Origin of the sequence: Actinophytocola sp. (genome assembly GCF_045807065.1) — a bacterium.
GTDB lineage: Bacteria > Actinomycetota > Actinomycetes > Mycobacteriales > Pseudonocardiaceae > Actinophytocola.
Genome location: NZ_JBJMIE010000024.1, coordinates 1 through 11,401, shown reverse-complemented (window position 1 = coordinate 11,401; position 11,401 = coordinate 1). Strand labels below are relative to the sequence as shown.

Annotated in this window: 11 protein-coding genes; 4 read left to right on the top strand and 7 right to left on the bottom strand. The window is 69.4% G+C overall.

The genetic code is table 11. The annotated features are described in order from the left end of the window. From ACJ73U_RS01410 to ACJ73U_RS01380, 7 genes are all read right to left on the bottom strand, one after another. The coding region (locus ACJ73U_RS01410) for a carbohydrate ABC transporter permease (RefSeq protein ID WP_407775638.1) at window positions 1-838 on the bottom strand (838 nt) is incomplete at its 3' end. Beyond that, complete coding sequence (locus tag ACJ73U_RS01405; protein ID WP_407775637.1) at window positions 835-1,743, bottom strand: carbohydrate ABC transporter permease; 909 nt, start codon at window positions 1,741-1,743, stop codon at window positions 835-837. The genes ACJ73U_RS01410 and ACJ73U_RS01405, both read right to left, overlap by 4 nt. A gap of 10 nt (window positions 1,744-1,753) precedes the next feature. Further along, a complete protein-coding gene (locus ACJ73U_RS01400) occupies window positions 1,754-3,028 on the bottom strand; it encodes an ABC transporter substrate-binding protein (protein ID WP_407775636.1) in 1,275 nt (424 codons plus the stop codon). Further along, window positions 3,022-3,810, bottom strand: coding sequence for an endo alpha-1,4 polygalactosaminidase (locus ACJ73U_RS01395; RefSeq protein ID WP_407775635.1), 789 nt, complete (start codon window positions 3,808-3,810; stop codon window positions 3,022-3,024). The genes ACJ73U_RS01400 and ACJ73U_RS01395 overlap by 7 nt, the downstream gene beginning before the upstream one ends. Before the next feature lie 357 nt (window positions 3,811-4,167). After that, on the bottom strand, window positions 4,168-4,611 hold the full coding sequence (locus ACJ73U_RS01390; RefSeq protein ID WP_407775634.1) for a YdeI/OmpD-associated family protein: 444 nt from the start codon (window positions 4,609-4,611) through the stop codon (window positions 4,168-4,170). A 10-nt stretch (window positions 4,612-4,621) separates the two neighbouring features. Further along, complete coding sequence (locus ACJ73U_RS01385) at window positions 4,622-5,005, bottom strand: cold-shock protein (protein ID WP_407775633.1); 384 nt, start codon at window positions 5,003-5,005, stop codon at window positions 4,622-4,624. Window positions 5,006-5,241: 236 nt separating this feature from the next. Then, a complete protein-coding gene (locus ACJ73U_RS01380; protein WP_407775632.1) occupies window positions 5,242-5,550 on the bottom strand; it encodes a hypothetical protein in 309 nt (102 codons plus the stop codon). A gap of 245 nt (window positions 5,551-5,795) precedes the next feature. Here ACJ73U_RS01380 and ACJ73U_RS01375 point away from each other — a divergent pair, with 245 nt between their 5' ends. The 4 genes from ACJ73U_RS01375 to ACJ73U_RS01360 form a co-directional block, all read left to right on the top strand. Further along, entirely contained in the window at window positions 5,796-8,729 is a 2,934-nt protein-coding gene (locus ACJ73U_RS01375; protein ID WP_407775631.1) for a tetratricopeptide repeat protein, read from the top strand. 357 nt (window positions 8,730-9,086) lie between these two features. Further along, window positions 9,087-9,929 (top strand): Scr1 family TA system antitoxin-like transcriptional regulator, encoded by an 843-nt coding sequence (locus ACJ73U_RS01370; RefSeq protein ID WP_407775630.1) that lies wholly within the window; start codon window positions 9,087-9,089, stop codon window positions 9,927-9,929. Window position 9,930: 1 nt separating this feature from the next. Then, window positions 9,931-10,143 (top strand): DUF397 domain-containing protein, encoded by a 213-nt coding sequence (locus ACJ73U_RS01365; protein ID WP_407775629.1) that lies wholly within the window; start codon window positions 9,931-9,933, stop codon window positions 10,141-10,143. 171 nt (window positions 10,144-10,314) lie between these two features. Then, window positions 10,315-11,401, top strand: a 1,087-nt coding sequence (locus ACJ73U_RS01360) for a glycoside hydrolase family 27 protein (RefSeq protein ID WP_407775628.1), incomplete at its 3' end; no start/stop codon positions are given.

Genomic DNA, 11,401 nt, shown 5'->3' with positions numbered 1-11,401 from the left:
CGAGGAACGCGAGCAGCACCGGCAGTACCGTGATCACGTTGCCGGCCATCACGGCAGACCAGTTGGTGTGGTGCAGCCCCTGGAACGTCGTCAGCCCCAGCGGCAGCGTGTACTGCGTGTCGTGGTTGATCGCGATCAGGGGCCAGCTCAGATCGTTCCAGGTGGTCAGGAACGTCAGCACGGCGACGGTCGCGAGCGCCGGCCTGGACAGCGGCAGCACGATCCGGAACAGCACGCCGAGCGTCGAGCAGCCGTCGATCCACGCCGCCTCCTCGAGCTCCCGCGGCAGCGACAGGAAGAACTGCCGCATCAGGAACACCGCGAACGGCGTCACCAGCGACGGCACGATCAGCGCGCCGAGCGTGTCGATGAGCCCCAGCTGCCGCATGACGATGAACGTCGGGATCATCGTCAGCTGGAAGGGGATCGCCATCGTCGCGAGCATCAGCACCAGCAGCACCCGCGAGCCGCCGAACCGCAGCCGCGCGAACGCGTAGCCGGCCAGCGCGCCGAACAGCAGGTTCGCCAGCACCGCGACGACCGACACGATCAGCGAGTTCAGGAACCAGCGCGGGAACATGCTGTGCCCGAAGACGTACGCGTACCCGCCGAGGTTGATCCCCTTGGGCCACAACGGCGGCGGGAACCGGTTGATCTCGGCGTTGGTCATGACCGAGCTGATCAGCAGCCACACCAACGGGATCGCGAAGAGGACGGCGAGCGGCGCCAGGAGGAGGTGCCAGGCGCTGAACGGCAGGCGGAGGCCGCGGCGCCGGGCGGTCGCCACCGGCGCGGCCCGCTTGGCCTGTGGTTGTTGGAGGTCGACGGTCGCGGTCATCGGGTCGTCGCCCCCTGCCGCCGCACGAGCCGGATCGCGACCGCGATGATCAGCAGAGCCGCCGCCAGCACGTAGGCGGCCGCGGCGCCGTAGCCGGCCGTGAAGGTCTTGAACGCCTGCTCCCACACGAAGTACACGATCACCGTGGTCGAGCCGAGCGGGCCGCCCCTGGTCGTCACGTACACCAGGTCGAACACCTGCAACGACTGGATCAGCTGCCACAGCACCAGGAACACCGTGACCGGGGTGAGCGAGGGCAGCACCACGTGCCGCAGCACCTGCCAGCGCCCGGCGCCGTCGAGCCGCGCGGACTCCACGAGGGACGGCGGCACCTCCTGCAGCGCCGCGAGGTACACCACGACGCAGAACCCGGTGCCGCTCCACAGCGAGATGCCGATGAGGACGAACAACGCCTGACCCGGATCCGTCAGGAACCCCTGCGGGGACAGGCCGAGCCGGTGCAGCAGCGAGTTGGCCACGCCGAACTCGGGGTCGAGGATGAACGAGAACAGCACGCCCTGCGCCGTCAGGGAGATCACGAACGGCGCGAACATCAGCGTGCGGTACAGGCCGACCAGGCGGATGCGCTGGTTCAACACCAACGCCAGCGCCAGCCCGAGCACGAGGCTCAGCGGCACGAACAGCACGGTGTAGACCAACGTGTTGCGCACGGCCCGCCCGAAGTTGGGGTCCTGCACGAGCGCGTCGTAGTTCTCCAGCCCCACCCACCGGCTCGGTGTGACGAGGTCGTTGGCCTGGAAGGAAAGCACGAGCGACCAGAGCATCGGCGCGATGCCGAGCCCGATGATGATGAGGACGGCCGGGGACACGAACGTCCAGGCCGTGCCCGTGTCCCGCCGTGCTTCCCGCCGTGGCCGGCGGTTGGGTGCGATCGTGATGGGCACGGTGCCCTCCTCAACGCGGGATGCGCAGGGCCGAGTTCGCCTGGTCGGCGCACGCCCGCATGGCGTCCTCCGGTGTGCTCCGGCCGAGCAACACGGCGGTGATGGCCTCCGCGAGCGCCTGGGAGATCTCCGGATAGGCCGGGTGCACCGGCCGCACGCGTGCGTTCTGGAGCGCGTCGGCGAACACCCGCAACCCCGGCGTCTCGCCCGAGTACTGGTGCCACTCGGGGCTGGCCTCGCTCTGCTTCGAGAGCGGCAGGCTGCCCGCGCCCAGCGCCCAGCGCACGTCCTGGTCCGGCGCGATCAGCCAGCTCACGAACGTGCGCGCGGCCTGGACCCGCGCCGGCCCGTTGTCGAACATCGTCCACGTGTCCGGGCCCGAGATCGTGACCGGGTGGCCGCTGAACGTCGGCAGCGGCACCACGTGGTAGTCGACGCCGGCGTCGGTGATGTCCGGCAGCTCCCACGGCCCGGTGACGACCATGCCCATGCGACCGGACATGAACACCTGGTACATCTGCTCGCTGCCCGACTTCGGGTCGATGTAGACGCTCTTGTCCCGCGCGAGGTCCTGCACCACCTTCAGCGCCCGCACGCCGGCGTCGCCGAAGGCGATCCCCTGCCCCCCGGAGGAGATGATGTCGCCACCCGCGTCCCACACGAGCGGCCACAGCCGCCACACCGTGTCCTCGTCGCCGGCACCGGGCCAGCCGGTGCCGAAGATCCCGGCGCTGTCGTCGGTCAGCGCCTTGGCCGTGGCCACGAAGTCGTGCCAGCGCCAGCCCTCCTTCGGCAGCGGCACACCCGCGTTGGCGAACAGGGTCTTGTTGCACACCACGGCGAGGGAGTCGACGAGCGCCGGCGCCGCACGCACCTTGCCGTTGATCGTCACAGCCTGGCGCACCGAGGGCCAGTAGTCCACGTTGCTGCCTTGGACCAGGTCGGTCAGGTCGACGACCTTCGGGCTCCGCGCGATGTTCGCGAGGTCGGACCCGAAGATGTACGCGACGTCCGGATAGGACCCCGCCGCCAGCGCCGCGAGGACCTTCTGCAGCATCGCGTCGCTGGGCACGCCGCCACCCATGTCCACCTTGATGTCCCGGTGGCCGCGTTCGAAGTCCCGCACGAGGTCCTCGATGACCAGGACCGCGGTGTCGGTCTGTCCGTGCCAGAAGTTGATGGTCACGGGGCCGCCGTTTCCCGCGTCCCCGGAACCGCAGCTCGTCAGCGCCGCGCCGGCCGCCACCCCGAGCGTGCCGCGCAGCAGATCTCGCCTACTCAGCATGTCTGGTACACGTACCCACTACTACCCGGTGTCGACACGTCCACATCCCTCCGCACGATGCTCAGGCCGGAGCCCCAACCACTGCACGCCGCCTGAAGACCCGAGGCGGAGTACTCGATCACGATCACGTGGTCGCCGAACGCGTCGACGTAGTCCCCGCACTCGTCCCAGTCGGCACACTCCTCCGCAATCGCGAAGTCCAGGCCGTTGGTTACACGGTTTCCCGCCAATTCGGCTGTGTTCTTCTGCGCGATGGCCAGACCGGCGCCATGGGCGTGTCCGGAGAGGAGCCTGATGAACGCCTGGGCCTGACTTGCGGTCAGCAAGTTGTCTGGTGCACGGGTGTAGCTGTCGTAGTTGTCCGGCTCGACCGCCTGGAAGCCCTTGGCGGCGCACCCGTCGATCCAGCCGTCGACCTTCGCGGCGATCCGCTCGCGCTTGGCGGCGGTGCGGATGTCGAGTATCGCCTCGCCCCAGTCCTCGTCGTAGACGATCTGGCCGCTCGCGTCGCGGAGGAGCAGGTCGCCCCACTCGCTCTCGGCACCCGGCTGCGCCTGGAACGCGTTGACGTAACAGATGTTGTACAGGCCCGCCGCGGGCTGGTCGCCGTGGTCGCGGCTCACGACGCGGACACCGCTGGGCGGGGTGTAGGCGCCGCCGATCTGGTAGTCGAACTTCGCGTGCGCGGGTGGCAGGTTGACGGCGGCGGCGGCATCGGAGGTCACGAACAGCGCCGCGACGACGGCGGCGACGAGGGGAAGAACGCGAGCACGGGAAGGCATCATCGGTGTCTGCGCTCCAGATGATCGCGGGATACGTCCCCGCCTCGGACCGCGTACGCGACCTGGCGACTCTGTCCGGACTCGCGGCTGTTCCCCGCATACCGGCTGGGCGTACCTCTAACGCCGAGTGCTCCGGTTCGGCGTGCGTCCCAGAGTAAAACGACGCGCGCGACGAGTTGTCAAGAGACGCGCCTGATCATGACCCGAACGCCGCAACGCCGCGCGGCGGCGGGCGGGGCGCGGGCAGAGCCGCCTCGGCGGACCGGGCCACCGAGATCATGTCCGGCACGGCGCGTTCGGCACGCTCAACGCCCTGCACGCGCCGCTCGGGACAGCGGGGGTCAGCGGGGCAGCGGTTCAGCGGGCGAGGCGGGTGAGCACGCCGTCGATCCGGCGCTGACGCGTCTCCGGCTTCTTGGCCGACTCGACCGCCTCCACGTTCTCGCGCTGGTGGCTGTAGGACAGGCGGTCCCAGCGCTCGCGGAGACCTGCCTCGTCGATCGCGGTTGCCAGGTCACCTGGCACGCTGACAGTTCGTGGCTCGTCGTCCACGCACACCGTGACGGCGAACGGCTCGCCGGCCGTGACCGCCGCCGCGGTGGCGTTGGCCTTGTTGAGCGGCACGTAGAACTCGCCGCCGTAGACAGCGACCGTCGAGCGGTAGCTGTGCTCCCGGCCCGCCCGCACGGTCACGACCACCGGCGCGCGCGCCCTGCCGAACAGCGCCCGGACGTCGAAGGGGATCTTCACCCCGCCGCCGGCCGCGCTGTCGAGCGTGCAGTCGAACTCGAGGGGCTCCACCGGCCGGCCCTCAGTCCTCGACCCAGCCGTGCTCCCGGGCCTTCACGACCAGGCCCTGGCGCGCCTGCAGGATCTGCTGGGCGGACATGGTCGGCGCGGCGGCGAGCAGCGTCTCGGTCACCTCGGTGATGAACTTCTTGGTGGAGAGCACGTCGCACAGGTCGTTGTCGATCGCGCGGGCGGGCTCCGGCGAGCCGAGCATCCGCACGTGCGACGCCTTGGGACCGCGCTCGCCCTCCTCGACCGTGAACTCGACCATCGTGCCCGGGGTGAGCAACCGCTTGTCGAACGCGAGGTCGTTCACATGGATGAACACGTCCTCGCCGCCACCTTCCGGCGCGACGAACCCATAACCGCGAACCTCATCGAAACGGACCACTTTGCCGTTGACCATCACAACCACCAATACCCAATGACAACCACGCGCCGACACCTTAACGCATCCCGCCGCGCCGCGCCGAGCCGGTCGCCGCACCCCCAGACGCGGCGACCGGCTCCCGGCGACGCGCACGCCGGCGACGCGGGTAACCCGGTAATCACGGGCGCGCGCACGCGGTCCTATCTGTATTCGGCGTCACCCCCGCCGCCGACAACATTGCCACCCGGATTCGAAATGACCCGGAAATATCCTCAGAGTTGCGCCCGCCGCTCCAACCACAGGCGGTAGATCACCCGGCCGAGCTGCTCGGCGTCGGCCAGTTCGAAATGCCCGCCGCGCAGCACGATGTTCCGCGCGGGCAGCCCGATCACGCACCACCGGCCACGGCGGTGCCGCGCCACGGCCACCAGGCAGTCGGGGTAACGCCGGCACACCGCGGCGATCCACCTGCACGCCTGTCGTCGCGTGCGGTGTTCACCGAGTACGATGTCGGCGGTCCGCAACCCGGCCGGCGGGCTGACCCCGTCGACCGCGACCACCGCCTCCCGGTGGAGCGTCATTCGTCCTGAACACTCCTGAAATTTCGGCAAATGCCACCAATCCTGCTGAACTTTCATCCCACTTCCCTCCCCTAAAAGAGCCTCCTCCAGAGTCGCAGGCTTTTCGAACAGCCGGCTTGCAGACCGCTTGCAGGATGCTTGGCACGTCCGTAACGGTTGGATATCAGAGACCGCAGCTAAACCAATTCGAGTTTTTCGAGTCTGACACTCACTTGTGGGGAAGCCGTCAAGGAGGCTGGGGTGCGGTGGAGCTACGGATACTCGGACAGGTGCGCCTGCTGATGCAGGAGCAGGTCGACCTCGGCGCGACCAAGGTGCGCGGCCTGCTCGGCTACCTGTCCTACAGGGCGAACGAACCGGTGCATGTCGACCGCATCGCGGAGGCGCTGTGGGACGGCGGCCCGCGGCGGAGTCCCGGCAAGGCCCTGCACACCTACGCGTCCCGGTTGCGCCGCGTGCTCCGGGACGCGGGCTGCCCGGCCGACCTGAGGAACGCGCACCGGTCCTACCGGCTCGTCATCGATCCGTCCACTGTGGACTACCACCGGTTCCTCGGCAGGATGCGCGAGGGGCACCGGGCACGGGGCGGCGGCGACCAGGAGGCGGCGGCGGAGCATTTCGCCGCCGCGCTCGCGTTGTGGGACGGTTCGCCCCTGGCCGACCTCGACACGGACTGGGCCCGCCGCAACCGGGAGACGATGACCAGTCTCGAGCTCATCCCCGCGCACTGCGCCCTGTTCGACACGCGGATGTCCCTGGGCGACCACGACGTCGTCCTGGACGGCCTGCCACCCCTGATGTCCGACCACCCGGCCGACGAGCGGCTCGCCATCAGGTGGATCCGCGCGCTGGCGGCCGCCGACCGCGCCGAGGAGGTGCCGGTCTTCTTCCGCGAGTTCGCCGGCCGGCTGCTGGCCGACCTGGCCACCCGACCTTCCGCGGAGCTGGTCGAGACCGCCCGCGAGGCCACGACGAGGAGACTGGTCGCCGTCGCGCCATGCCGGCCCGCTCCCCCGCGGGACACGCCGGACTTCACCGGCCGCGCCGCGCTGCTCGCCGAGCTGGACGCCCTGTTGGACCCCACCGGCCGCGTCGTCGACGTCGTGGCGCTGGACGGGCCGCCCGGGATCGGCAAGACCGCGCTGGTGCGGCACTGGGCGCACCTGCGCCTGCCCTGGTTCCCCGACGGCGTGCTGTACGTGGACATGGCCGGGTACGCGGAGACGCCGCTGGTCATGGCGCACGCGGTCATGGCCGTGTTCCTGGCGGAGCTGGGGGTCAGCCCGACCCGGATCCCGGACGCCACCGGCGAACGCGCGGCGCTGTTGCGTGCCCTGCTGTCGTCGCGGTCGGTGCTGGTGGTCCTGGACAACGCACGCGACAGCGACCACGTGCGGCCGTTGTTGGAGGCCACCTCGCCGTGCCCGGCGCTGATCACCAGCCGCCAGCGCCTGAGCGGCATCACCTACCGGGGCGGAGTGCCGCTGTCCATCCCGGCGCTCCCGCCGGACGAGGCGACCGCGTTGCTGACGAAGCGCATCGGCCCTCGGTCGCTGGGCGACGAGGCGGCTTTCGCGACGCTGGTCGAGCTGTGCCGTGGTCTGCCGCTGGCACTGCGCATAGTCGGCGAACACGTGGCCATGCGTCCGATGGCGCCGATCGGCGACCTGGCCGCCGAGCTGGCGGAACGCCTCCTGGACGCCGGCTCGCACGGCGACACCCACACGACGACGCTGCGGTGCGCGTTCTCGGTGAGCTACCGGGCGTTGCGCCCGGCCGAGCAGCGGCTGTTCCGCCTGCTCGGCCTGCACCCCGGCACGCGGTTCAGCGTGCACGCGGTCCGCGCCCTGGCCGGCGGCGAGGTGGACGCCCTGCTCGACGCCCTGGTCGGCGCCCACCTGGTCACCCAGGAGGGCGCGGGCCGCTACAGCATCCACGACCTGCTGCACGTCTACGCGACGGACACCGTCCACGCCGACGGGGCGGCGGCCGACCGCGAACGCGCCACCCACCGCCTGTTCGACTGGTACCTCCGCTCCGCCCAGCACGCGCGGTCCCACCTGGTCAACAACCAGCACGTGCCCGTGCTCACGCCCGTGGAACCGGTCGAGGAGATGACCTTCGCCGGCAACGACGAGGCACTGCGGTGGTTCGTGACCGAGCGGCCGAACCTCGTCGCCTGCACCTACCGCGCCGCGCAACTGGGCTACCACGAGCACGTCTGGCGCCTCGCCGCGTGCCTGAGCGTGCTCAGCCGGCGGGAGGACCCGCGGGACCTGGTGGAGATCCACGAGCTGGGCCACCGCTCGGCGCGGCTGGTGGGCAACACCGCGGCGGCGGGCGGGTGCCTGAACAACAAGGGCGTGATCTACGTCCAGCTGGGCGACGAGGAGAACGCCTGCCGCTGCTTCGAGCAGGCGTACGAGGCGTTCACCGAGGCCGGTGACGAGCGCGGCCTGGCCGTCTTCACGCACAACAACGGGTCGATGCGACTCGCGCTGGGTCAGCCGGTCGAGGCGATCGAGTGGTTCACGAGGTCACTGGCCATGCACAGCCGCGTCAGCGGGGAACGGCACATCGCCAACAGCCACCGCGGCCTCGGCGACGCCTACCGGATGCTCGACCGGTTCGCCGAGGCGCGGTCGCACTACCGCCAGTCGTACTACATCAGCCAGAAGATCACCGACCCGGCCGGTGAGGCCACCAGCCTGTCGAGGCTGGCGAAACTGGCCGTCGACGAGAACCGCCTGGACGAGGCGGTCTCCTACGGCGAGGCGGCGCTCGACATGTTCGACCGCGTCCAGCTGGACGAGAACGGCACCGCGACCGCGTTGTACGTCCTGGCGACCGCGCACCTGCGCCTCGGCGCCCCCGAGGTGGCGATCCCCCTCGCGCGGGAGGCGGTCCGCCGGCACCAGGAGATCAGGAACATCTCCGGCCAGATCGACGGGCTGCTCCTGCTCGGCCGCGCCCAGGCGGCGGCGGGGGACGACACCGAGGCCGCGAGCACGTGGGCGACGGCCGAACTGCTCACCTCGCCGTCGGATCCGCGGGGCGAGGTCCTCCGCGAGTTGCTGGACGCGGGGGCCGCACGGCCCGTGCCCGCGCCCCGGGCGGAGGACACGGTGGGCGGCACCGGGCCGCGCGACACCCGCAAGTCCGTGGAGGACGTCGGTTAACCCCAGGCGCCGCCGAAGGAGATCTCCTCGTACCAGTCCTCGGCGGACTCGCCACCCAGTCGGGTGACACGCCGCGCCGTGAGCGTTACCGGCCAAGACCTTCTGCCCAACCCGGCGGATGCGAATCCCCCGGTCGAGCGAATTGTTGACGCCATCGTGTGCCTCCTGGGTCCCCGACTCCGCGGCAAGCGATCATTCCGCTACAACTAGCGGCGACATGCTGTCGCAGTTACCCCTAGGGTCAGGGTAAGCCGTTCCGGTTACCAGTCATGACCACAGTTGCGTAACGAGTTACGGTAACCAATGTCGGTACCGCCAGCCCTCCGGGAGGATGAGGTGTCAGCTCCAGCATCACCCGTGGTCGCGAACTGGGAACTCGTCCTCCGCCTGAAGGAACGCCGGGAGCAGGTGGGGGTCAGCGTCAACGACCTCACGAACGAGTTCCGCTTCACGCGCAACTACTGGTCGGCCATCGAGAACGAACGAAAGATAGTTCCGGAAAAGACGCTCCGCAGTCTGTTCACGATGTTCGAGTTCAGCGAGGAGGACTGCGAGCAACTTCTCCAACTTCGCGAGATCGCCAAAGAGAACGGCTGGTGGAATCAGTACTCCGCCCTGTTCGACGGCGAACTCCAACGGTTGTTCGGCCTGGAGCACGGGGCGCAGGGGATCCGGGACTACGAGACACTGCTCATCCCGGGCCTGCTGCAGACCGCGGAGTACGCGCGAGCGATCATGAATTCGGATGCCACGGTCCGGCAGGTGGAGGTGGAGCAGCGGGTGGCTGTTCGACTACGCCGCCAGGAGCGACTCCGCGGCGGCAACCCCGCGTACCTGACGGTCATCATGAGCGAAGCCGCGCTTCGACAACAGATCGGCGGCAGAGCGGTCCTTCGAGGACAGCTGGAACACCTGCTCGCGACCATGGAGGAGTTTCCCGACAACGTCGAGATTCGGGTGATACCCTTCGCCGCCACCGCGTGCACGCTGTTCGGCGCCGGCACGATGCGACTACTCGACTTCCACAGCCCCCGGCTTCCTCGGGTCGCTTGGCTGGAAAGTGTCTCCACCCGGGCCGTGATCACCGATCCGACGCGGGTGCGAGACATCACCATCGCCTTCAACGAAGCACTCGAGCGCACCCTGGATACCCGGAGGACCAAAGAGACAATCAACAGATGCAGGAAGGAACTGACCTGAGTTGACCAGCGAGGAAGTCCCCACGGGCGACGACAACGGGTGGTTCGTCAGTAGCTTCACCAACGGCGGCGGCAGCTGCGTCCAGGTGAAGTTCGCCGCGAGTAACACGATTCTGGTCCGTGACAGCAAGGACCGGTGCTCAGCCCCACCGATCATCGCCATGCCATCGCACAGTTGGGCCTCTCTTCTGAAGAACATCAACCACTCGGTATAAGGGTTGGAGGTCGTCCCGCTACCGGTGACAGCGGTAGCGGGACGACGCGGTCGCCCGTCACCTTGGCTGCCTCGTCCCCTGAGCTCCTTGACCGATTAATCGGATGTAAGCGCGCCAGCTGAGGCGGGCAAGCGCTTTCCAACGGTCGAAACCTGTGCGAAGATCCGATGTATGCGAGCACGGGCGCTCATCGCGGCACTGTCCCTCGTCGGCGCGGCCGTCGCCGTCACCTCGACACCACCCACGGCCGCGGCTCTCCCCGACGGGCTGGCGCTGACGCCGCCCATGGGCTTCAACAACTGGAACGCCACCGGCTGCGCGATCGACGAGACACTCGTCCGGGCCACCGCGGACTTCTTCGTCACCTCGGGTCTGCGCGACGCCGGCTACCAGTACGTGAACATCGACGACTGCTGGGCCGAACCGGAGCGCGACCCGGCGACGGGCCGCTACGTCCCACACCACCAGCGGTTCCCCAGCGGTATCAAGGCGTTGGCCGACTACGTGCACGCGCGCGGCCTCAAGCTCGGCATCTACACCAGCGCCGGCACGCGGACCTGCGCGAAGACCATGCCGGGCAGCCTCGACCACGAGGAGACCGACGCCCAGACCTTCGCCGACTGGGGCGTCGACTACCTCAAGTACGACAACTGCAACAACGAGGGCCGCCCCGCCCTGGAGCGGTACACGGCGATGCGTGACGCGCTGGCGAAGACCGGCCGCCCGATCGTCCTCAGCATCTGCGAGTGGGGCCAGAACCGGCCCTGGGAGTGGGGCGCGGACGTCGGCCACCTCTGGCGCACCACCGGCGACATCAACGACAGCTGGACCTCGATGGTCTCACTGCTGGCACAGAACGCGCCGCTCGCGCCGTACGCCGGACCCGGGCACTGGAACGACCCGGACATGCTCGAGGTCGGCAACGGCGGTATGACCGACCGCGAGTACCGGTCGCACTTCAGCCTGTGGGCGACGATGGCCGCGCCGCTGCTGATCGGCACGGACCTCCGCAAGGCAACGCCGCGCACCATGGAGATCCTGCTCAATCGCGAGGTCATCGCGGTCGACCAGGACCCGCTGGGCGCGCAGGGAGCCGTGCTGCGCAAGGACGACGGGCACTGGGTCATGGTGAAGCCGTTGCGGGGCGGCGATGTCGCCGTGACCCTGTTCAACCAGGCCGAGACCACCGCGACGTTCGGCGCGACGGCGGCGGAGCTGGGCCTGCCGCGGCGGCCGGCGTACACGGTGCGGGACCTGT

Bases quoted from the DNA above. Each gene is read 5' to 3' on its own strand.
- ACJ73U_RS01400 (WP_407775636.1), bottom strand. From the start codon at position 3,028: ATGCTGAGTAGGCGAGATCTGCTGCGCGGCACGCTCGGGGTGGCGGCC.
- ACJ73U_RS01395 (WP_407775635.1), bottom strand. From the start codon at position 3,810: ATGCCTTCCCGTGCTCGCGTTCTTCCCCTCGTCGCCGCCGTCGTCGCG.
- ACJ73U_RS01385 (WP_407775633.1), bottom strand. From the start codon at position 5,005: ATGGTCAACGGCAAAGTGGTCCGTTTCGATGAGGTTCGCGGTTATGGG.
- ACJ73U_RS01380 (WP_407775632.1), bottom strand. From the start codon at position 5,550: ATGACGCTCCACCGGGAGGCGGTGGTCGCGGTCGACGGGGTCAGCCCG.